Raw genomic sequence first — 22,936 nt, forward strand, 5'->3', positions numbered from 1 at the left:
TCCCTCAGTTGCCGTCTTCCGGTGTTTGCCCGCGGACGCCGAGCAGGTCTTCCAGTTGCGCGAGTTCCTGCTCGTTCTTGACCACGTTGCGCAGCCAGGCATGCAGCGACATGTTGGCCCAGGACGCTGCCTTCTTGGCCATGTACGCCGTCGGGCTCGAAGGCTCGGTGCGCTCGAAGAAATCCGCCACCTCATTGAGCTGCGCGATCGCCTGGGCCCGGGTGTGAATGCCGCCGCGCTGCGGGGCTGCGACGGCGCCGGGTGCCTCGCCGATGGGTGTTGCAAGCATGCGCTCGACGCGTTGCAGCGATTCGTCGTTGGCGACTGGCGCGGGTGGCGCGGCTGCGCGGCCGAGTGAAACACCGGCATCACGCGCAAAGCGCTCGATGATGGCGCGAACGGACTCCAGCATGTCCTTGACCCGCGCAAAGCTCGGCCCCTGCGAGTCGGTGCGCGCGTCGAAGACCTGTTCGAAGCGCTTCACGGACGCCTCGCAGGCCGACAGGTCGGCATGCACGGCCTGCAGGAACTTTGCCGGCGTCGCACGACGCACGCGGTCGAACTGATCGGTCGTGATCTTGCCCCGCGTCAGTTCGTCGGCGTCGGATGGCGCGCGCTTGACGGCCTGCTCGAGGGCGAGGGCCTGCTCCCAGGCGTGGGCGCCGTAGGAGATCTTCCCGTCGTTCACGATCGGCGCGCGTCGCACGAGTTCGATGGAGCGCGATGCCAGCCAACTGACACTGCCAAAGCGCATGTCCATGTCGCCGTCTTCGGCTTGGGGGTGCAGGTCGTCCCAATGGCACTCGCAAAGGCCGGTCAGCAAGCGGTAGCCGTCGTTCAATCCGGCAAAGCCCTGGCGGCTGGCCAGCGCGTCAGTGAGCCACACGCCGAGGCGCAGGTCCTTGGTGGAATCGGTCAGCAGCTTCTGCGACTCGGCGATGACGAAGGGCCAGTCGGCTTCCTTGAGATCGATCACCCAGTCGCCCTGCTCGAGCGATGGGTCGTCCTGCAAGCGCGCCGCCTGGATCGCGTCGAACTGGGGTGAGAAGAGCATGTCCGGCCCACAGGGGGACGGGCCGGGAATCGGGGCAAGCAGTGCGTCGAGGTCGAGCATGGTTTCAGCGGCCATCAGGGCAGGGAGATCGTGAGGTTGGCCTGGCGCGGGCCCAGGCGCACGATGTCCTGGTAGCGCTCCAGCGTGGATTGCGTGGTGCCGGACAGGTGCAGGGACAAGCCGATGAAGCCGACCAGTGCGATCAGCGAGAACACCGATGCGACGACCCACTGCGGCGCCTCGCGCTTGAGCGTGTGCGCGATCTGGTCGGGCAGGGGCCAGTGCGGCGCGAAGGGCGTGCGCTTGCCCTTGATGTTGGCGATCTCGTCGCCCAGCCGGGCCGTGAGGTAGGCCAGCTTCTCGGGGCCTTCGAGGATGTACTTGCCCTGGAAGCCGAGCAGCAGGCACATATAGAAGACTTCAAGCGTCTGCACGCGCGCCGCGCCCTGGGCCCGTTGCGCTTCGAGCATGTGGAAGAAGTTCTCGCCGGCGATCTGGTCGCCGAACAGGGCCAACTGGAGCGGCCGGCGCTCCCATTCGGGCTGGATCGCGAACTCCGGCGAGGCCAGGACGAATTCGTCGACGACGGCACAGAACGCGTATTTGCAGGCATGGACTTCCTCGGCTCCGGCGCCGAGCTTGCGCGCATTGCGCTCGAACTCCGCGAGGTAGCTGCGGATGCCGCCGAGGAACTGCTCGGCCTGCGCGGGCTGCTGCTTCTTCTTGATGAGAAAGAGCATCACAAAGCCGTCATACAGGATGTCGAGGAGCGAAGAGTCTTGTGCGGGGACGGCGCCGGCGGGCGTGAATCCCGCGGGCAGCGCATCCCCACCGAAGAGGGAGGGCGGGCGTGCTGTGATGTTCATCTGGAATGCTCCCTGCTGTGCGCTGCGGCGCGTGCTTTGTCCAATGCGTTCACGATGTCACCGCGATGAGTTCGAGCTGCATGTCGGGAATGCCGGTCGGCGCGTAGATGGCGACGCTCTGCGCCTGCAGCATGCGTTCGTAGAGAGGGCTCTTGCTGTCGACCGCGAAGTAGCACGCGCCGGCGCGGATCGGGATGGCAGGCGGCACCTGCGGCGCGTAGACCAGGCGCACGCCGGGCATGGCGGAGAGCACCAGCTTGTCGACGTCTTCCGGTGCGCCGATCTTGAATCGCGCGGGCACGGCCTCGACCAGTTCGGCCGCCGGCATGCTGGCGGTGACGGCCATGTAGAACACCGTCTTCTCGTCGATCTTGCCGGAGTCGAGCCGGCCCATGTGGAAGGCGCGCCGCGTCTCGGTCAATGTGATCGCGAAGTAGCGCGTCGAGATCACGGTGTCGAGCAGGTCGCGGATGATGTGGTCGAGTTCGGCGAATGCGGCGCCGGGCTTCTCGTGGTCGTAGGTGGGCAGGTCGTTCAGCGTGTAGGTCTTGGCGAAAGTCATCAGCGCGCCGGCAAGATTCAACAGCTCCTGGAAGAGGCGTTCCGGGTGCAGCGCCGGATGTCGAAACAGATGCGACAGCGACGCAAATGCCGCGTTGGCGGTGTGCAGGAGCCAGAACGAGGCGATGTCGCCGGAGCGGAACTCGATGATGTTCTTGCTGGCCTCGCGATGGATCCCGTAGAGCGAGTTGACCTTGGCCTGCAGCACGTCGAGCAGGCGGCGCAATTGCTGGTAGACGGTGGGCGATGTATCCACGCAAATACATGGCGGTACAAAGGCCTGGTCGAGCTCGAAGCCGCCCGATGCCGTGCGCCGGATGCGCACCACCGGGATGGAGACGAACTGCTCGCGCGGCTCGGAGTCGGCCAGCAACTTCACGGTCTTGCGCAGGTAGACCACCTCGGCGTTGACCGCATCGGTGAAGAGGTCGGGGCACTGCGTCGCGTCGCTGACGTATCGCGCGGCGAATGCACTGTCCTCCGGCTCCTTGTAGTTGTGCCCGAGTTCCCTTACCGGATGCAGCACCAGGTAGAAAGTGATCTCGTTCTGCCCGGGGCTCAGCGTGTCGAGCGCGATCGGGGGCGGCAGCTTGTCGACATGCGGCGCCGAATACGGCTCGCCGTCAGGGAATACGACTGACAGCTCCGATGCACGCAGCATGCCGCTGGCGAGCGCGTCCAGGTCGAAGCTGAACGAGCGGACGCCCCAGTAGTACGGGTGCAGCGATTGAGCGGTGTTGTGAAGGCGCGCCTCATGGTAGGCGTCCTGGCGTTGGAAATGCTGAGGGCGCAGGAAAAGGCCCTCGCCCCAAAGAACCTTGGCGGCATAGCTCACGACGAATCAACTCCCTTGGAAAACATTTGCCACGACGGGTATGGCTCCCTTGGCGCGGCGAAAAAAAGCGGTCGCAGTATCTCATGCGACCCCGAAACTTCAGCTCTTGCAGTTCACCTGCGCGAGCCTGTTGTACGTACGCGGTGGCTCGCTTTGCCCATGACCCTGGACGTCGATCACAGCACCTTGCGTGACGGTGAGCGCACAGGCGTGTGCACCGATGACGACGCCTGTCTTTTCGGCCTCTGCCGCATCGAAGGCGACACGCCATCGTTGCCCACCGGGCGAATGGAAGAGCACCACAATTCCCATGGCGTTGACCGTGCGTGGCAAGGTCTCGCTCAGGTTGAGCTGCTGGTCGGGGATGAGCGTGATGTCGCGGCTTTCGATCAGGTCATCGCCCAGCACGGCCTTGTCGCGGCCGGTGGTGACGAATGCATCGAAGGGCGCCTGGTAGAACGCCGTGGTGTCCTTCAGCTTGTAGATGCGCATCACAGCGGCCAGGGGGCGGCCGCGATCGTCGGCATTCAGGTTCTTCCCCGCGGCGATCGAGACGGGTACCTTGCGCGGCGGCTTTTGAAGCTCGGGCAACTCGGGCTTGCTCAGGCCGCTGACTTCGAGTGCGACCTTGGCAACGGTGCCCAGCGTGGCCACCGGCGATGCGCAGCCCGCGAGGGCTGCTGCGCACAGCAAAGTCGTAATGAATCGGTAGGCGGGCACGGCGTGCGCCGATTCGCACCGCGGCAAGCCCTCAAGCGAAACGGATCGAGTCCGCATTGTGTATTTCTCCCTCATGTTTGGTACGGGCCGTGACCGACCCTTAAGCAATATGTAGTATCGTTCGGCCGGGCTGGAAAGGGCGAGTGGCCTTTCCGACAAAACAGAAGACTTCAGGGAGTAGTGGTGAACAACAAGCACATTGCAAGTGCGGTGGTGGCGTTTTCTATCGCCACTGGCCTCTTGACCGGATGCGTTACGGCGCCGACGACAACGGCGGCGGCGCAGTCGTCGGAGGCATTCAGCAAGAGCATGGCGGAGGCGGACCAGGTCGCGGCAACCGACAAGGTGGGCGACAAGGAACGCGCCATCCGCATGTACCAGCAGATCGCGACCAACAACCCCAGCCGCGGGGAACCGTGGTCGCGTATCGCCCAGATCCACTTTGCGCAGGGCAACTACAGCCTTGCCATCGTCGCGGCTGAAGAAACACTCAAGCGGGATCCTTCGAACCGGCAAGCCAAGAGCGTCACGGCCGTGGGCGGTCTTCGCCTGGCCGCGCGTTCGCTCGAAGACCTTCGCAAGGACAGTTCGCTGAGCGGCGACACCACGGCCGATGCGCAAAGGCTTGCGCAACTCCTGCGCGAGACCCTGGGCACCTCGGTGCTGGTTCCTGCAACGGAGTCTGCGCGCGCCGCGACCCCCGTACGTCGGGCACCGCCTCCCAGGGCCGCACGGGCGCCTGCCGCCGCATCCACGGATGTGACGCCAGCGCCTTCACCTGCACCCGCCGCGGCCGTGAAGCCCGCAACACCCGCCAAGGCCGCGCCTGCCGCGGCATCCGCCGCCCGTTCGGGCAACGGCAATCCATTCGATGCGTTGAAGTAACTGCGTTTCTTGCAGGGAGGAAATCCATGGCTACCAAAAGACAAAGCGTGCAGAAGCGCTTGCAAAAAGTGCGTCCCCCGCGGGTGCAACTGACCTATGACGTCGAGATCGGTGACGGTATCGAACAGAAGGAGCTGCCATTCGTCGTAGGTGTGGTCGCCGACCTGGCCGGCCAGTCGCGGATCGACCAATCGAAGCTGAGGGATCGCAAGTTCGTCAACGTCGATCGCGACAACATCGACGACGTCATGCAGGGCGTTCAACCACGCGCCGCATTCCAGGTCGAGAACAAGCTCGACGCGCGCGGCGGCAGCTTCGGCGTGGACCTCACCTTCACTTCGATGGAATCCTTTTCCCCCGAGGCTGTGGTCGACCAGATCGAGCCACTGCGCAAGCTGCTCGACGCGCGCACCAAGCTGGCCGACCTGCGCAACAAGATGGCCGGCAACGGCAAGCTCGAAGACCTGCTGGCCGACGTGCTCGGCAATACCGAACAATTGCAGCGCCTGGGCAAGGACGCTGCGAAGAAGAAGGAGGGCTGAACCTATGAGCGCAGCGCAAGCAGCGGCATTCGCGGATGGCGCACAGGCCACCACCAGCCTGCTCGACCAGATCGTCGACCAGAGCAAGGTCGCGAAGTCCGAGTCCGAACATTCCCGCGCCCGCGACATCATCGGAGAACTGGTCAGCCAGGTGCTCGATGGCTCCGTCATCGTGTCGGACAACGTCTCCGCCATGATCGACGCACGCGTGGCAGACCTCGATCACCTGATCTCAGCCCAACTGAGCGCCGTGATGCATGCACCGCAATTCCAGAAGCTGGAAAGCACCTGGCGTGGCCTCGACTACCTGGTCAAGGAAACACCCACGGGATCGATGCTCAAGATCAAGGTACTGAACGCCACCAAGCGCGACCTGGTCCGCGACTTCAAGTCCGCCATCGAGTTCGACCAGAGCTCGATGTTCAAGAAGATCTACGAAGAAGAATTCGGCACTTTCGGCGGTGCGCCCTTCGGGGCGATCATTGGTGACTACGAGGTCACCCGCCAGCCGGAAGACATGTACTTCCTCGAGCAGATGTCGCATGTTGCGGCTGCCTCGCATGCGCCGTTCATCAGCTCCGCATCGCCTGAGTTGCTGGGCCTCGAGACCTTCTCCGACCTGGGCAAGCCGCGCGACATGGCCAAGGTGTTCGACACTGTCGAATACGCCAAGTGGAAGTCGTTCCGCGACTCCGAGGATTCGCGCTACGTCGGCCTGACCTTGCCGCGCTACCTCGGGCGCCTGCCGTACGACCCCAAGGAAGGCACGATCGTCGACAGCTTCAACTTCGTCGAAGACGTCGACGGTACGGACCACTCGAAGTACCTCTGGTGCAACGCAGCCTGGGCCTTTGCCACGCGCCTGACGGCAGCGTTCGATGACTTCGGCTGGTGCGCCGCCATTCGGGGTGTCGAAGGCGGCGGGCTGGTGGAAGACCTGCCCACGCACACCTTCAAGACGGACGACGGCGACATCGCGCTCAAGTGCCCGACCGAAATCGCGATCACCGATCGTCGCGAGAAGGAACTGAGCGACCTCGGCTTCATTCCGCTGGTGCACTGCAAGAACTCCGACTACGCGGCCTTCTTCGGCGCCCAGTCGCTGCAAAAAGCCAAGAAGTACAACACCGACAGCGCCAATGCCAATGCGGTGCTGTCGGCTCAACTCCAGTACATCTTCTCGGTGTCGCGCGTGGCGCACTACCTGAAGGCGATGATGCGCGACAAGATCGGCAGCTTTGCATCGGCGCAGAGCGTCGAGCAGTTCCTGAATCGCTGGATCTCGCAGTACGTGCTGCTCGACGACAACGCGTCGCAGGAGCAGAAGGCGCAGTTCCCGCTGCGCGAGGCCTCTGTCCAGGTGTCCGAGGTTCCGGGCAAGCCGGGTGTCTATCGTTCGGTCGCATTCCTGCGGCCGCACTTTCAGCTCGATGAATTGTCGATCTCGCTGCGTCTCGTGGCGGATCTTCCCCAGTCCGTCAACAAGTAGGCCGTGGTGGCTTGCCTGTGCGGTGTCAGTGTGTTGGTTTATTCCCGTAATCAAAAACTTCAGCAGGAGAGGTAAGAGTGAAAGACATCTACGTCAAATTCGGCAGCCCGGCCATCAAGGGTGAGTCGCAGGACAAGGACCACAAGGACTGGATCGAGGTCAACACCTGGCATCACACCATCGTTCAGCCTCGCTCGGCAACGGCATCCACCGCTGGCGGCCACACCGCAGAGCGTTGCGAGCACGGCGAAATGATCTTCACGAAGGACATGGACGTCGTGAGCCCGCTGCTGTACCAGCACGCTTCGGGCGGCAGCACCTTCGACGAAGTCACGATCGAATTCTTCCGCGCCGACGGTGAAGGCAAGCGTGTGAAGTACCTGGAAATCAAGCTCAAGTACGTGCTGATCTCCAGCGTGAGCCCGAGCGTGGTGGAAACCGGCGTGCCGAGCGAATCCTTCTCGCTCAAGTACGCCGCTGTGCAGTGGAAGTACATCCAGCAGAAGATCGGCGGCAACCAGGGCGGCAATTCGCAAGGCGCCTGGAGCCTGACAAAGAACGACAAGACCTATTCGGTCTGAGTCTGAGCTGCAGGCAAGAACCGCGGCAATTGCCGCGGTTCTTTTTTGGGCCGGTCGCCCCACGGCGGCCGCCCGAAGGCGGGAACAATAAATGACTGGGTTTGAACCCGGCTTGCTCGACAAGCTGTTTGACGACGATCGTCGCGGAGCGGCTTCGCCAGCGCTGCGGAATTTCTCGCTGGAGGAGATGAAGAACGTGGTGGCACGTGACCTGGAGTCCTTGCTGAACACGCGCATGGTGTTCACCGATCCCATGCTCCAGGGCCTGGAGCAATGCAAGAAGTCCATCCTGACATACGGGCTCAACGACTTCTCCGGGCGCAGCCTGGCAAGTTTCAACGACCGCTCGTTCATTTGCAGGTCGCTGGAGCAAGCGATCGCGCGGCATGAGCCGCGACTGACAAACGTCGTGGTGACGTTGGAACTCGATGGTCAGTCCAACACCAGCGTCCTGTACTTCAGCATCTCGGCCTTGCTCACATTGCCTGCGATGAGCGAGCCGGTGAATTTCGACGCGCTCCTTCAGCCCACCACCCTCCAATATTCCGTGACCCGCGGGGCCAGCAAGGCCCGCAACTACTAGGACACCATGGAAGAGTTACTGCCGTTCTACGAGCGCGAGCTTGCGTTCCTGCGCGGTTACTCGCAGGAGTTCGCGAACAACTATCCGAAGATCGCGGCACGCCTCGCGATGGCTTCGGACAACAGCGAAGACCCGCACGTCGAGCGGATGATCCAGTCCTTCGCGCTGCTGACCTCGCGCATCAGCAAGAAGCTCGACGACGACTATCCCGAGTTCACCGAGGCGCTGCTCGAGATCCTGTATCCGCACTACCTGCGTGCGTTTCCGTCGTGTTCGATCGCGCAATTCGACGGCAGCGAAGCGGTCGCGAAGTTGAGCACAGGGGTGACGGTGGAGCGTGGCGCTGTCCTCAAGTCGCGCCCGATGCAGGGTGTCACCTGCTGCTTTCGCACGGCCTACGACGTGACGCTGGCGCCGGTGCAGATCGCAGATGCGGTCTTCCATTCGGTCGTCAACCCGCCCTTGCATGTGACGCTGCCGAAGAACGCGACCGCAAGCCTGTCGGTCACGATCGAGTTGCTGGGTCAACAGACCTCGCTGCAGAAGCTGGGACTCGATCGCCTGCGCGTGTTCATCGATGCCGAGCCATCGCTCGCCATGGCGCTGGCCGACGCGATGTTCCTGAAGACTGCCGCAGTGTTTGTGGAGCCGAATCGCAGTGGCAAGTGGACGCCGGTGATGGGAGAGTTGTTGCACGAGGTCGGCTTCGACGAGGCCGATGCGCTCATCGAACTGCCCGCGCGCTCGCACCCGGCCTACCGCTTGCTGAGCGAGTACTTCGCCTTTCCGGAGAAGTTCAACTTCCTGGACATCGACCTAGGCAAGGCGCTGGAGGCCGTCGGGCCTTGCCGCACGCTGACACTGCATTGGGTAATGCGCCACCTGCGCGCCGATTCGCCGGTGTCGCGGCTGTTGGAGGGCGTATCGAGTCGGAACTTGCGGCTGGGTTGCACGCCGGTCGTCAACTTGTTCAAGCAGGCCGCGAACCCGATCCGCATCACGCACACGGCGGCGGCCTATCCGGTGCTGGGCGATGCCAAGCATGCCTCGGCCTACGAGGTCTACAGCATCGACTCGGTCACGATCGTCAAGGAAACACCGGGGGGCAAGACCTTTGTCGAGTTCCGCCCGTTCTATTCGCTGCACCACGGCGAACAGCCCAAGGAATCGGAGCACTACTGGTTCGCCCGTCGCAACGAACTGGTGGCCAGCAAGAGTCCCGGCTACGAGACCGAGATTTCCATCGTCGACATCGACTTCGACCCCGCCGCGCCGGTGACGGAGACGCTCAGTATTGACATCACCTGCACCAACCGGGATGTGTCCAACGCCATGGCGATCGGGCTTCCTGGCGGGGATCTGTTCGTCGACGGCAACACGGTCGCGCAGGGCATACGCCTGTTGCGTCGGCCGACCCGCACGCAGCGCGTGGCGCGGGGCAAGTCGGCGCATTGGCGGCTGATCTCGCACCTGTCGCTCAACCACTTGTCGCTGGTCGGCAGCGGCCTGCCGGCGCTCAAGGAAATGCTGCGCCTCTATGACCAGGGCCGCACGGCGGTGTCGAGCCGGCAGATCGAGGCGCTGGTTGCCATCGAGCAGCGGCCCGCCACGCAGTGGCTGCCGGGCAAGCCCTTCGCGACCTTCGTGCGCGGTATCGAAGTGCATATCACGGTCGACGAGGCTGGATTCGTGGGCAGCAGCCTTCAGGCATTCGCGCGCGTGCTGGACCACTTCTTCGGGCTCTACGTGCACCTGAACAGCTTCACCCAGCTGGTGATCCTGTCGTCCCGCGACAACGAGGAGCTCGTGCGATGCAAGCCACGCAGCGGCGATTCGATCCTGCTGTAATCGAGCAGCTCGCGCGCGAGCCCTACCGCTTCGAGTTCTTCCAGGCGGTGCGGCTTCTCGAGCTGGCGATGCTTCGGCGACAGGAGCGCGACGTGCATCAGCGACTCGTGCCCGGCGAGCGCATGGTGCCGCAGCGCATGCGCTTCCGGAGCTCGCTGAACCTGGGCTTTCCGCCCAGCGAGATCGAAGCCCTGCAACTGCGCAATGCCGCAGGCGAGGCGGTGTCCGGCAGCGACTGGGCGAGCCTGCCCCACCCGGATTCCGACGCCATCGACAAGGTCGAGATCACGCCGGCGTTCTTCGGCATGCTGGGAGCGTCTGGCGCGCTGCCCATTGCCTACACCGAGATCCTGCAGCGGCGCGAGCAGAACCAGCGCGACAGCGCGGCGCGGGCGTTTCTCGACATCTTCACCAACCGCGCCGCCGCGCTGTTCTACGCGGCCTGGCGCAAGTACCGGCTGCCGCTGCACTATGAGCACGAGCGCACACGCGCCTACCTGCCGGCATTGCTGTCGTTGTCAGGCCTGGAACACAAGGCGCAGCGCCAGCCATTGCAGGAGGGCGACGGCCGGGTGTTCGACGAGAGCGTCGCTGGCTACGCGGCCGCGGTGCAGCACCGGCCGATGTCGGCAGTGTTCCTGCAACGGGTGCTGTCGGACTACTTCAAGAGCCGGATCCGCGTGGAGCAGTTCCTTGGCAAGTGGTACGACGTACCGAGATCGCAGATGTCGCAACTTGGGGGCAACAACATCCAACTGGGGCACACGGCGCTGGCGGGCGTGCGCGTCTGGCAGCGCGACCTGCGCATCCGGCTGTGGATCGGGCCGCTCAAGCGCACGCAGTTTCGCGATTTCTTTCCCGGAAAAGCGCATGCAAAGGCGCTGGAAAAGATGCTCGGCCTGCTGGCGGGCGTCACCGTCGAATACGAGGTGCGACTGATCCTGGCCAAGGAGGAAGTGCGCTCGGTGACGCTCGACGAGCCGCTGGGCAGCCATCTTGGCTGGGACAGCTTCCTCACCACGCGCGCCGCACCGCAGGACCGCAGCGACACCTCGTACGAACTGCATCCATTGAATAACTGAACTTCCAGAAGAAAAAAAGCAATGAGCACATCACTCAAGACGCTGATCACCAAGCTCAACCCTTCCGCGCGTGCCGCGACCGAACGTGCGGCCAACCTGTGTCTCTCGCGAGGGCACTATGAGGTCGACCTGGAGCATCTGTTTCTTGCGCTCCTGGAGCAGCCGGGCAACGATATCGCGCGCGTGCTGCGTGCCAACCGAATCAGCGCGACTGCGCTGCAGTCCGACCTGGAGCGGGAGATCGGCGCGTTCAAGAACGGGAACACGCGGACGCCGGTGTTTTCGACGTACCTGCAGAAGCTGTTCCAGCACGCGTGGCTGCTGGCCTCGCTCGATGCCCATGTCACGGCGATCCGCTCCGGACACTTGCTGCTTGCGTTGCTGACCGAGCCCGACTTGTCGCAGCTTGCGCAGCGCGGGTCGCCGCTGTTCGCCAGGATCCGCCTGGAAGACCTGAAGCACGATTTCGACAAGCTCACGGACGGCTCCGATGAGTCTGCCTATGCCAGTGCTGCCCGTTCGTCGGTGGACGCGCCGGCATCCGGGGCTGAAGCGGGCGTGGTGCAGGGCAAGACGCCGGCACTCGACCAGTTCACCACCAACCTCACGCAGCGCGCGCGTGATGGTGCGCTCGACCCGGTGATCGGCCGGGATGCCGAGATCCGCCAGGTCATCGACATCCTCATGCGGCGCCGGCAGAACAACCCCATCCTGACCGGCGAGGCCGGCGTCGGCAAGACCGCGGTGGTCGAGGGGCTGGCGCTGCGAATCGCCGCGAACGACGTGCCGAAGGTGCTGCACGGCGTGGAAGTGCACACGCTCGACATGGGCTTGCTGCAGGCCGGTGCGAGCGTGAAGGGGGAGTTCGAGAACCGCCTGAAGAACGTCATTGCCGAGGTCAAGAAGAGCCCGCATCCGATCATCTTGTTCATTGACGAGGCGCACACCATGATCGGCGCGGGCGGGCAGGCTGGCCAGAACGATGCGGCCAACCTGCTGAAGCCGGCGCTGGCGCGCGGCGAGCTGCGCACCATCGCTGCGACCACCTGGGGCGAGTACAAGAAATACTTCGAGAAGGACGCGGCGCTGGCACGTCGATTTCAGGTGGTGAAGGTCGAGGAGCCGAGCGAATCGCTGGCCTCCGCGATGCTGCGCGGCATCGTGCCGCTGATGGAAAAGCACTTCAACATTCGCGTGCTGGACGAGGCCATCACCGAGGCGGTGCGCCTGTCGCATCGCTACATCAGCGGTCGGCAGTTGCCGGACAAGGCGGTTGGTGTGCTCGACACGGCTTGCGCCAAAGTAGCGCTGGGGCAGAGCGCGACGCCGGCGTTGATCGAGGAAGTGCGCAAGGCTATCGATCGGCTCGATGCCGAGGCGGCTGCGCTCCAGCGCGACACGCTGGCGGGCGGCCGGCATGAGGCGCGGCTGGCTGAACTGGCTGAGCAGAAGGCAGCTGTGCAGGCATCGTTGGTGGAGTACGAGGCCAAGCTCAAGAAGGAAGGCGAACTGGTCGAGCGCATCAGGGCCTTGCGCGCGGAGCGGGAGGCCGCGCCTGTCGTGTCCGCGCCCGGGGAGGCGGATGACAAGGCGCCTGAAAAGGCGGCGACGCCCAAGTCTTCCGCTCGGGGCAAGAAGGCCGCAGTTGGCGCAGCGCCGAGTGAGTTGGATGCATTGCTCGCCGAACTTCGCGCGTTGCAAGGTGAGACGCCGATGGTGCCCTTGCAAGTTGACGGGCATGTGGTCGCGGAGATCGTCTCGGCCTGGACCGGCATTCCGCTCGGCCGCATGGTGAAGGATGAGATCCGCACCGTGCGCAAGCTCGACAAGCTGCTTGCCGAGCGCGTCATCGGGCAGGACCATGCGCTGGCGGCGGTAGCCCAGCGCGTGCGAACGGCGAGCGCCCGACTCGAAGATCCGAACAAGCCGCGCGGCGTGTTCATGTTCGTCGGCCCGTCCGGCGTCGGCAAGACCGAGACGGCATTGGCCCTGGCCGACATCCTCTATGGCGGCGAGAAGAAACTGATCACCATCAACATGAGCGAGTACCAGGAGGCGCACAGCGTGTCGGGGCTCAAGGGTTCGCCGCCCGGGTACGTGGGCTACGGCGAGGGCGGCGTGCTGACCGAAGCGGTGCGCCGCGCGCCCTACAGCGTGGTGCTGCTCGACGAGGTCGAGAAGGCGCATCCCGATGTGATGGAGATGTTCTTCCAAGCCTTCGACAAGGGGATGATGGACGACGCCGAAGGCCGCGAGATCGACTTCCGGAACACGCTGATCATCCTCACGTCGAACATCGGCTCGCCGCAGATCATGCAGGCCTGCCTGAACAAGTCCGGTGACGAACTGCCCGCGCCCGATGTGCTCGCGGAGGCACTGCGCCCGGCGCTGATGAAGTCCTTCAAGCCGGCCTTCCTGGGTCGGCTGAAAGTGGCGCCTTTCTATCCGATCACGGACGAGGTGCTGGTGCAGATCATCGAGCTGAAGCTCGGCCGCATCCGCGACCGCATCGCGGTCAACCACAAGGCGGTTTTCGAATGGGACGCGTCGCTGGTCGATGCGGTGCTGGCGCGTTGCACGGAGGTGGATTCGGGTGCGCGCAACGTCGATCACATCCTCAACGGCACCTTGCTTCCCGAGATTGCCGAGGCCGTGCTTGCACGCATGGCGGACGAAGCGCAGATCGGCAAGATCAAGGTCGGCTCGGCGAAGAACGGCGACTTCAAATACAGGATCACGTGAGCCCGTCTTGACGGCCGAGGGGCCGTCGGTGAAGAGTGATGAGTGAACAGGGAGAGAACAAAAATGTCCGTCAGTCCATTGCAAGTCGGCAACCTGCTGCGCGCAGGCTTCGAGCAACGCCACCGCCTGCTGGTGCTGCACACGCCGCTCGGCGCCAACCGCCTGCTGGCAGAGGCGCTCGATGGGGAGGAGTCCATCGATGCCGGTGGCTTCCGCCTTGAACTGAGCACGCTCTCCGATGATGCGCACATCCCTCTCAAGAGCCTGATCGGCCAGGCTGTTCGCCTCGACCTGCAGACGGCGCAAAGCCGCACTGAACTGCGACCCTTCCACGGTCATGTCACCGAAGCTCAACTGATCTCCAGCAATGGCGGTTTCGCCCGCTACCGCCTGGTCATCGAACCCTGGTTCAGCTTCCTGCAGTGGCGGCAAGACAGCTATCTGTTCCAGGACAAGGCCGTCTTCGACATCGTCGAGGCCGTCTTCGCGGACTACCAGACCCAGGGCAAGCTCAGCCCCCAATGGCGCTGGGACATCGCCGACCGCAGCGTCTACCCGCAGCGTGGCATCACCACCCAGTACAACGAAAGCGACCTGGCTTTCGTGACTCGTCTACTGGCCGAAGAGGGCCTGTTCTACTGGTTCGAACACCAGTCCGCCAGTGGTGAGAGCCTGGGCCAGCACACCATGGTCATCGCCGACCACGCCGGTGCGTTCAAGCCCAACGCGCAAGCGGAGATCCGCTTCCACCGCGCCGATGCCAGCGAGGCCGAGGACAGCATTCAGCAATGGCACGCACGCCGACAACTGCAAACCAACAGCCTGAGCCAGGTGAGCTGGGACTACAAGTCCGTCAGCCCGCGGCCTCTGCAGGAAGCCAGCAACCACACCAACAGCCTGCGCCACCGCACCCTGCACCGTGCCGACGACCCGGGGCACTACGCGTGGGAGACCAGCGCGCAGGGTGCGCGCCTTTTGCGCAACGCCATCGAAGCACTGGAACTGCGCAACAAGGCCTTCGAGGGAGAAGGCACCGCCCGCACACTGAGCCCGGCCAGCACCTTCACGCTGACCCAGCACCCGGTGCATGACCGTGACGGCGCGGAAGACCGGCGCTTCGCCGTCCTGACCGTGCGCCACGTTGCGCGCAACAACCTCGATGAGGACCTCCAGCGTGCAGCCAACGAGGAGCTGGGTGCGCCCGACCTGGCGCAGGACTTACCGGTCGTTGCGGACGACGGCAAAGGCAACAAGGCTGGAAAGTCCAACAAGGGCAACGCCAGCGAAGCCGTCCCCCACTACCGCAACCACTTCAGCGCCGTGCGCGCCGCGATCCCGTACCGCCCGCTCACCCTGGACGGCAAGGGCCGCGCAATCCACCCCAAGCCCACCATCCAGGGCAGCCAGAGCGCCATCGTCATCGGTGCGGGCGATGTCATCCACACGGACAGGGACCACCGCATCAAGGTCCAGTTCCACTGGCAGCGCGGCGGCGGCTCCAGCAGCCGCCTTGCGCATCCGGCCGGCGACAACAACGCCCCCGCCGCCCACCAACTCGGCGCCTGGGTGCGCGTGGCCACCGCGATGGCCGGCACCAACTGGGGCCAGGCGGGTGCGCCACGCACCGCACAGGAAGTGCTGGTCGACTACCTGCACGGCGACATCGACCGCCCCGTCGTTGTCGCGGCCCTGTACAACGGCCAGGGCGAGCCCGATGCCCAGTACAACCGGAAGCAGCTCGGCGCGGCCAACGCCACCGGCAATGCGCCCGCCTGGTTCGCCGGCCAGGAGGGCGAGCACGCCCACAACGCCGTCTACAGCGGCATCAAGACCCAGGAGATGCGCGCCAGCCAGAGCGGCACCGGCGGCTACAACCAACTCGTCTTCGACGACACCCCGCAGCAAAGCCGACTGGCACTGGCCACCACGCAAGCCTCCAGCCGGCTGCACCTGGGCCACCACAAGCAACAGAACGACAACCAGCGCGGCAAGGACCGCGGCCACGGGGCGGAACTGGCCACCACCGCCCAGGGCGCGATCCGGGCCGGCTCCGGCTTGCTGGTCAGCGCCCATGCGCAACCGAACGCGACCGGTCCCTTCATGGCCAGTCGAGAGGCGCAGAACCAGACCACGCAGGCACGAGAACTCGCCGAGTCACTGGCGGAAAGCGCGCAGACCCAGAAGGCCATGCTCAAGGGCGAGGCCAAGCCCGACAAGCTGGAGCCGATGGAAGGGCTCAAGCACGTGGCGAAGGTGCTGGGGACGACAGAGGGCGGCTCAGGCGCGGGTGGAAGCGATGACGACGGCGATATCAAGGCCACCGGTGGCGGCCAGGGCACCGTGACCGCGTGGAGCGAACCGCACCTGCAACTCACGGCGCCGATGGGCATCGGCATCGCCACGCCCAAGGAGGCGGTGATTGTGAGCGGGCAGACCAGCACGATCGTCGCCAACGAAGACATCGACCTGATGGCGCAAGGCCAGGCGGCCATTGCCGTGGCCAAGGGCGTGAGCCTGTACACGGTCGGCACCAAGGCCAAGGCGGAAGAGCCCAACACCGAGCGCGGTATCAGCCTGCATGCGGCCAGCGGCAAGGTGAAGCTGCAAAGCCAGAGCGGCGCCACGAAGATCGCGGCGGACAAGAAGGTGACGATCGCGAGCGTGACGAAGGAGATCGAGGTGGAGGCGCCGACGCATGTGCTGCTGACGGTGGGCGGGGCGTACGTGAAGCTGGAGGGGAGCAGCATCAAGATTCATGCGCCTGGGAGGGTGATGTTTCATGGGATGCATTCGATGGTGAGTTCGATGGGGGATAGGGCAAGCAATTCGGTGGACGGCGCGACATACAAGGGCTGTGCACCAAGCTCCATAGCAGCCGCCGCGTCACAAAGCGCGACTGTGGCACTTGGTTGATCGAGATGGAGTCATCAATCACCGTCGAGGCCGTCGCAAGGCATATCTCGCATGAGCTGCATCGACAGCTAGGTTTGCCCCATGCACCGAACTGCTTTCTGATTTTGGACTCCGTGCTGCGTCCAATCACTGATGCGGACGCCATTGCATCGGACTATCTGGAGCACTCGCAAACTCCGGTGCGGCTCGAGCCGAATGTTGATCCGACGCATTGGCCGGTCTTGGTGGGTTTTGACACCGGCAGGTTTGCCGGCAGTGAACTCCTTGCACACAGCGTCGCAGAGGCCTGCGAAGAATTGCAGGCCGATGCGCTCCAGTCCGGTGCGGGGCGTCGAATCGGCGGATGGTTGACGAGCGATTCGTCCGCCACGCAGGTTGCAAGGCATTTGCGCAACGCGATGTTGCAGCACCGTCCTGGAGTTGGATCGATTTGGCTCCGTATACATGACCCGGCCGTTCTATGGTGGCTATGGAAGTTTCTCTCCCCAGAACAGCGTCGTGCACTGTTAGGGCCAATCGATACATTCTGGATACTCGACCCCATCGGGCGTCTAACGCCGATCCGAACCGACACCACGGTTCCTGCCGGCGACGCCGGGCAGCTCACTCTCACGGACGCCTTGTGGCGGGACGTGGATTCCATCGCGCCGCTGAATTTGGCACTCCGCGAATGGACGCAGGCCCACACGTCGGGCGAACGGTTTGAATCCATTTTTGCAGGCGCTCTCGCTGCGGTACGCCGGGCGATGGCGACAGGCTTCAGCAGCGTAAGCGACCTTGCGTCGTACGCCCACTGCGCATTCGCGGTCCACCCCAGTTTCGACTCGCATCCAGATATTGAGAGATTGCTCGAACAGCGGGAGTCCGGGGACTATTTCACGCAATTAATCGATTGCGTGAGCACAGAAAGTTGGATCAGGATCGCGCGCGAATGCGCGGCAAACGATGTCCTCGCGAGTGACTACACCGCAGGATGGCCGAACACAGTAAAAGAAATGTGAAGGGGGAAGTATGGTGAAGCTTGCGTGCGATCAATGCGCTTCGAAGGGTCTGCCGATCATGCCGGTGCGCTACACCGTTGTTCCGAAAGACGTCAAACCTGGATTGCCTGGATGGGCCAGTGGACAGAGAGTCAAAGAGGTCGCACTGGGCAGCGAGTTTCAATACGCTCTGCGCACGATGCGTACTGGATTTCTGTATATCTTTTACGAAACAAACAAAGAAGGCTCCAACAAATGGGAGTGTTACGCTGTGGGCGAGGACGGCTGCTTCACCATTCAGCCTAGCCCCGCGGCCGCTTGGCCTCAAAGCACGCCGGCATTGGCATGCTCACGCCACGCGCTCAACACGCAAGTGCACTACATCGTGATCTCGGAACCCGAGAAATGTGGACCGACTTGGATTGCCTATAGCGAACACAAGTGGAGCAAGGAAACCGTTCAAGGATATGAACGCAATAGCAAGCTGCGCAACAAGCGCATGCAAACTATTCATCCAGCTCAGATGGCCGCAGGCGTCAAGCATTCGCATGGCGCGATTGCCACTCAAGCTACGCTGGAGGACATCCTCGAATATGCCTCGGTCGCGCCCACAGGGTCGTTGCCATTCGACAGAAAAGTCAGCGATCTTAGCGAGGAGAACGGTAGCTACTCCACTATGGATCTACATCGAATGAGCACTCGCTACCCTTGGCATCTGAGGACCGGAATGGCCGAGGGCACTATCGTACACATGGTATGCCGAAACAAGGGGGCGGGAAAACCCAGCGAGCCTCACGTCCTCGCAATGTGGGACGCTATCGGTATCGCGCACGAACTCAATGGCTACCGAAACGACGCGGCCGGATGGATCAAGAAGTATGGGGACGAGCGTGAATTACAAATTGCAGCGCTCAACAACTACAAGGGCCTGCGAAACGCTCTAGAAAATCAAGCATTTTCACGAGGAGAAGAGCACGTTCTGCGCGGCGCGCAGGATGGACCCTTGCAGTCTGCGCAGCGGGAACTCGAAGAAAAGTCAAGGACTTCACCGGACGACGAATATCTACGAAAACAATTGGATCAAGTTCGCATTCTCAATAGCAAAATTTCCGCTGGCGCTCCTCGACTATCCGAAGAATTTGGCAAAAGCTTGGCGGGTAAGGCGTGGCCACCTTATCGAGAACGTATCGATACGGACGAGAGCGAACGTGTAGAGAAAAAATTGGCGGAGTTCCATGCCGCGGCCGCTTTTATCGTCGATCAACGCACGATACCACTCATTCGTTGGCTTGAGGCGCAGCTATTGTTGGACACGTTCAACGACTTCGATGGTCACAACTTGCTCGACGGCATGGTTTTTGGGGAGCAGGTTGCCGAGGCGATATGGGGTATAGGCTCGTGCCGGTCGGGGGCGCAAAAGATCGAGACTTGGGTGAAGGAGTGCAAGGCTACGGTCGAGTCGAATCTGCTTTGGAGGGTTGTTGCTCTCAACCAGATGCATGCACGCGAAGAACTCGACGAGAAGCTGAACGAAGCTGTACACCATAAGTCAGAGCAGACGCTGGCAAGCACACTCACTTGGATCGGCTATTCAGCAAAGTTCATGAAATCGATCGCAGATACGTACAAGAAGGCGCAAAGCGTTTTCGATGCTAACGTCAAGGCTGCTACGGGAACATCTTCTGCGTTTGGTGCCTCGATAAATAAAGTAAACGTACACGGCGCCGACAAATTTGCAATCACTGTAGGTGACTTTATTTTCAAGCATTTTCGGGTCGACAAATTAGGTGACTATGCGAGCGAGAAAATAATCCAGCATATCTTCAGTGTTCGCGCTTTTGTGAACCCGATGGAGTCGGAGGATTTGATTGCCAAACAAGTCGCGGCAGAGAAAATTGGCCGTGCACAAACCTTGCGCCGTCTGCAAGCGACCAAGACCTTCATGAAACTTGATACGCGTGAAATTCATACGCAACAGACAGAGGGTCTGAGAACCGCATGGGCCAAGTTCAAGGTCTCTGATGACGTCAAAGCGCCGCAAGCAATCAAGGACGCACGGCTAGCAATGGTGGTAATGCTCATCGAGGGTGTGAACTTTAGCAAGCTGCTGATCGAGAGCAAGACCAAGAACGACATGAAGAGCTGGCTGAGTTTGCTCGCCTCAGGTATGTCTATTGGGAGTGCATTAATGGACATTGCGACAGTGCCGATAAAGAATATGCCGGGAATGGGCGCAGAAACTTGGGGGTATCAAGTGGTGAAGGGCTGGGGCGGCGTACTAAGTGGAGGAGCTGCGTGGGTTGGCGTCTATCTTGACTTTGAGGATTCGAAACAGGCTGACGCTAAAGGCTACGGCAATCTCTACTGGCTCTACGCCCTCAAGGGTGGTTTAGGTGTTGCCAATGGTGCACTAACATTCGCCGTTACCTTTACCTATGCGGCGCCCCTTGTTGCCCGACTGACCGGGCGTGCCGCAGCAGGTGCCGCCATCGAAGCGGTCGGCGCGCGAGCAGCTGCGATTATCGGACTGCGAATTTTAGGGATGGCCGCAGGGGGGTGGATTACTGTGGGGATGCTCGGCGTTCAAGTTGTCATTTGGTGGATCTCGCCTAACGCGATCGAAGACTGGATTGATCATTCCGCGTTTGGAAAAAAGCGATCAACGGGAGGATATAAGACGGCCAAGGAGCAAGACGAAAAGATGAAAAAGGCGCTGATTGAAATGGGACTCCAATGAGCGGACATCCAAACGGCCTAAAAAAACTTTCGGGCGAAATCAGGAACTATAAGGCCACCCGCGCCGAAGCCAGCTTTGTTTTCACGGGCGCTGATCGAACAAAATTGGGTGTGGTAGCGATTGCAGCAGGAATCGCGGGGCTGAGTGGGGCTGCAATCGCTAGTGCCTCAAGCGCTGCCAGCGTAGAGGAAGCGGCAGACTACTTGGAATTTGATCTGGACGACAGACCGGTGAAAGGGTGGGTATGGCGAAGCCCGTTCAAGGAGGGCGATCAGGTCGAGGTCGCGGCCGAGTGGCGGGGAGACCATTATGAAACGGCAGGGATTGCCCGGCCAGATGATCGCATCATTGCGCTGTACCCGCATTGCTCGCGGGGCATGGCAAAACATATCCGAAATGCCTTGAAGTGGTGGCTGATCATCGCAACTTGTTTTTCGGTGATGATGGCAATTTTTGTTTTTTCTACGGTGAGCGCGGACCGTTATTTTGCGGTAATGCTTACCGGTTTTCACTATGTCGTTTTAGCTTCCTACGCATTTTTTGGCCTCATGACTTTCAGCCTATGCCGTAGATGGACGCCCTTCGTTCGATTGGCTCAAAAAATCTTTGTCACTCTCGACTTGCCAGATCCAAATAATGTCGATCTCGTGAGCTCATCTAAGGCCAAACGTAGGCAGGATGATCCGGGTGAGTATGGCTTGTTCTTTTTTCGTTATTGACAATTATGTCGCCCTCGAAAATATGGAGTTAACCACGGCTTCATTTCCGCGTCTGTTGAGAAGCGTGTGAACCCGAGGAACTGACGAAGCGCCTGGGCAGGCCTGATGTCCTGAAAAAACTACGTCGCAGCGTCGCCAAGTTTCCGAAGGAATGGGACAAGGCAACGATCGAAGTGCGCTATGGTTTTGCGAAGGAGTTGGATGCCTTCAAGAAGAGCTCAGATGCGTGGGAGCGGTTGTAGACTCACTTGGAGGCAGTCTCACCTTCGATGGATTGCCGCAGCAGTCGTACAAAGATGCCCAATGGCACTGGCACCCGAGGGAGTTCATCGGGCAGTTCAGGAGATGCGGGTGGTTGAGCACCGAGGAGCTTGAAAGGGTATATCCAAGCACATATCAGCGCCGGATCGCAAAAAAAGACTGAGAGCGCGCCAGATGCACTGAGTCATGTTGTCCGCGAACGCTATCGCCAGTTCGTCAATCAAGTGTTGAGGAAATACCTCATCGCGGGAAGCACTCAACAGATGTCTCATTTCTTCGGTCAAGGCGCCGAGGAATCGCGAACGCTGACATTGCGGTTACTCGAGGCATCAATGGGGGGACAACTGCACTAGATAACCGGGTGTTTCACACAGTCCGCGCATACGGGATCCTCGGCGATGACGAGTAAGCAATTTTTCATTCGATTCGGATGTTGTGCGCTGCTGATTGCCGGTGCACCATTTCAAGCGTTTGCGGCAACTAGTTCAGAGAACATGGCCAGTGTCGAAGACATTGCCATCCGACTCCCGACGGATATGTATCGCGCACTAGTTGTAGGAGAGTTGGATGCGGCGACGAGTGTCGTTGCCGGAGAGAAGGGAGCACCGACGCGGATCACGTTTTCTTTGATTAAAAGCAAGCCTGTTGGCGGAACACATTCAGATGGGGGATCAGTTTGTATGGGCGGCATTCACCTTTGCGCTACTGCCCAAAGTGCTGATACCTACTGGATGGACTCGGCGACTGGCCAAATCAGAATCAGTGATCCAACTGAAAGTGTTCAGCAAACCCGACTTGGTGACTGGACTGCTTTTGAGGCATTTCCGCTTTGCGGTTGGTCTTCTGAGGCAGGTGTCCACAGCCCATATGGTGGTCAGTGCTACTCCGTCGTTCTGACCTCCCCTGCAAAGACGGTTGCTGTTCAAATCTTGCTTGGGCGCAATTCCGGGTGCAAACCGATTGAACAGTGCTGGGCCAAGCCGTTGGCTAAGTTGCGTCGGATGATGGCATCCGCAAGATGATTGCGCCATGAGAACCTTGGACTCAGCCATCTTGACGAGGCCCTGCGGTTCTCTTCAAGACTGTGGCTGAGTGCCGAAGACGCCTCACCGTTTGAAGCATTGCGGGCTACTCGCTGCCTTCCCTTACCTTATTCGCAGCTACCATCAGCAGGCTGCATGCACCGTCCACGCACAGACGCCGCGAGCATTGCGGCGCCGGCCAATCAGACAGTCAAGGGAGTGAACAATAAATGGACAGACCATTCATCCTGTTGGGCGACAAGACCAACCATGGCGGTGTCGTCATCACCGCATCCGAAAACACATTCACCGACGAGAAGCGCGTGGCGCGAATCGGGGACCTAGTGAAGTGTCCGATTCCGGGGCACGGGATCAACCCGATCGTGACGGCAAGCCCCTATGTCGAGATCGATGGGCGGCGGGTGGCGCGTCACCATGACACGACCGCTTGCGGCTCGCTGTTGCTGGCCAGTCAGTTCGACTCTTCTTCCGAATAGCGCCGTCACGCGCGCGTTT

18 protein-coding genes are annotated in these 22,936 nt (G+C 61.7%); 14 read left to right on the plus strand and 4 right to left on the minus strand.

The annotated features are described in order from the left end of the window. Positions 1–4: 4 nt before the first annotated feature. From tssA to tssJ, 4 genes are all read right to left on the minus strand, one after another. Positions 5–1,129 carry a type VI secretion system protein TssA gene (tssA, locus tag HCU76_RS02980; protein WP_256353928.1) on the minus strand — a complete coding sequence of 375 codons (1,125 nt, stop codon included), beginning with the start codon at positions 1,127–1,129 and terminating at the stop codon, positions 5–7. Then, positions 1,129–1,920 carry a type IVB secretion system protein IcmH/DotU gene (icmH, locus tag HCU76_RS02985; RefSeq protein ID WP_218508422.1) on the minus strand — a complete coding sequence of 264 codons (792 nt, stop codon included), beginning with the start codon at positions 1,918–1,920 and terminating at the stop codon, positions 1,129–1,131. Before icmH ends, tssA begins: the two co-directional genes overlap by 1 nt. A 49-nt stretch (positions 1,921–1,969) precedes the next feature. Further along, a complete protein-coding gene (gene tssK / locus HCU76_RS02990; RefSeq protein ID WP_213957037.1) occupies positions 1,970–3,316 on the minus strand; it encodes a type VI secretion system baseplate subunit TssK in 1,347 nt (448 codons plus the stop codon). Positions 3,317–3,415: 99 nt separating this feature from the next. Beyond that, on the minus strand, positions 3,416–4,036 hold the full coding sequence (gene tssJ, locus HCU76_RS02995) for a type VI secretion system lipoprotein TssJ (protein WP_371319746.1): 621 nt from the start codon (positions 4,034–4,036) through the stop codon (positions 3,416–3,418). Positions 4,037–4,219: 183 nt separating this feature from the next. Between tssJ and HCU76_RS03000 the strand changes: the two genes are divergently transcribed. The 14 genes from HCU76_RS03000 to HCU76_RS03065 all read left to right on the plus strand — a co-directional run bounded on the left by HCU76_RS03000 (position 4,220) and on the right by HCU76_RS03065 (position 22,917). Continuing rightward, on the plus strand, positions 4,220–4,921 hold the full coding sequence (locus tag HCU76_RS03000) for a hypothetical protein (protein WP_345944722.1): 702 nt from the start codon (positions 4,220–4,222) through the stop codon (positions 4,919–4,921). A gap of 26 nt (positions 4,922–4,947) precedes the next feature. Then, complete coding sequence (tssB, locus tag HCU76_RS03005; RefSeq protein ID WP_213957035.1) at positions 4,948–5,463, plus strand: type VI secretion system contractile sheath small subunit; 516 nt, start codon at positions 4,948–4,950, stop codon at positions 5,461–5,463. Between the two features lie 4 nt (positions 5,464–5,467). Then, positions 5,468–6,952, plus strand: coding sequence for a type VI secretion system contractile sheath large subunit (tssC, locus tag HCU76_RS03010; RefSeq protein ID WP_218508424.1), 1,485 nt, complete (start codon positions 5,468–5,470; stop codon positions 6,950–6,952). A 77-nt stretch (positions 6,953–7,029) separates the two neighbouring features. Beyond that, the gene (locus HCU76_RS03015) at positions 7,030–7,533 is read left to right on the plus strand and encodes a type VI secretion system tube protein Hcp (protein WP_213957033.1); all 504 of its coding nucleotides are present in this window, start codon (positions 7,030–7,032) and stop codon (positions 7,531–7,533) included. Between the two features lie 91 nt (positions 7,534–7,624). Beyond that, complete coding sequence (gene tssE / locus HCU76_RS03020) at positions 7,625–8,116, plus strand: type VI secretion system baseplate subunit TssE (protein WP_213957032.1); 492 nt, start codon at positions 7,625–7,627, stop codon at positions 8,114–8,116. Positions 8,117–8,122: 6 nt separating this feature from the next. Then, positions 8,123–9,964: a type VI secretion system baseplate subunit TssF gene (tssF, locus tag HCU76_RS03025; protein ID WP_218508425.1), complete on the plus strand. Its 1,842-nt coding sequence runs from the start codon at positions 8,123–8,125 to the stop codon at positions 9,962–9,964. Then, positions 9,928–11,046, plus strand: coding sequence for a type VI secretion system baseplate subunit TssG (gene tssG / locus HCU76_RS03030; protein ID WP_218508426.1), 1,119 nt, complete (start codon positions 9,928–9,930; stop codon positions 11,044–11,046). The genes tssF and tssG overlap by 37 nt, the downstream gene beginning before the upstream one ends. Positions 11,047–11,067: 21 nt before the next feature. Beyond that, the gene (gene tssH / locus HCU76_RS03035) at positions 11,068–13,788 is read left to right on the plus strand and encodes a type VI secretion system ATPase TssH (protein ID WP_218508427.1); all 2,721 of its coding nucleotides are present in this window, start codon (positions 11,068–11,070) and stop codon (positions 13,786–13,788) included. Between the two features lie 63 nt (positions 13,789–13,851). Beyond that, positions 13,852–16,701, plus strand: coding sequence for a type VI secretion system Vgr family protein (locus HCU76_RS03040; RefSeq protein WP_213957028.1), 2,850 nt, complete (start codon positions 13,852–13,854; stop codon positions 16,699–16,701). 5 nt (positions 16,702–16,706) lie between these two features. Next, on the plus strand, positions 16,707–17,702 hold the full coding sequence (locus HCU76_RS03045; protein WP_256353969.1) for a DUF4123 domain-containing protein: 996 nt from the start codon (positions 16,707–16,709) through the stop codon (positions 17,700–17,702). A 10-nt stretch (positions 17,703–17,712) separates the two neighbouring features. Next, the gene (locus HCU76_RS03050; protein WP_218508428.1) at positions 17,713–20,418 is read left to right on the plus strand and encodes a T6SS effector BTH_I2691 family protein; all 2,706 of its coding nucleotides are present in this window, start codon (positions 17,713–17,715) and stop codon (positions 20,416–20,418) included. After that, on the plus strand, positions 20,415–21,137 hold the full coding sequence (locus HCU76_RS03055; protein WP_213957025.1) for a putative type VI secretion system effector: 723 nt from the start codon (positions 20,415–20,417) through the stop codon (positions 21,135–21,137). The genes HCU76_RS03050 and HCU76_RS03055 overlap by 4 nt, the downstream gene beginning before the upstream one ends. 659 nt (positions 21,138–21,796) lie before the next feature. Beyond that, positions 21,797–22,420: a hypothetical protein gene (locus HCU76_RS03060; RefSeq protein ID WP_213957024.1), complete on the plus strand. Its 624-nt coding sequence runs from the start codon at positions 21,797–21,799 to the stop codon at positions 22,418–22,420. A 230-nt stretch (positions 22,421–22,650) separates the two neighbouring features. Then, on the plus strand, positions 22,651–22,917 hold the full coding sequence (locus tag HCU76_RS03065; protein ID WP_213957023.1) for a PAAR domain-containing protein: 267 nt from the start codon (positions 22,651–22,653) through the stop codon (positions 22,915–22,917). Positions 22,918–22,936: the final 19 nt, after the last annotated feature.

It is taken from the genome of Variovorax sp. dw_308 (genome assembly GCF_019207085.1).
In the GTDB taxonomy this organism is placed as follows: Bacteria; Pseudomonadota; Gammaproteobacteria; order Burkholderiales; family Burkholderiaceae_C; genus Variovorax.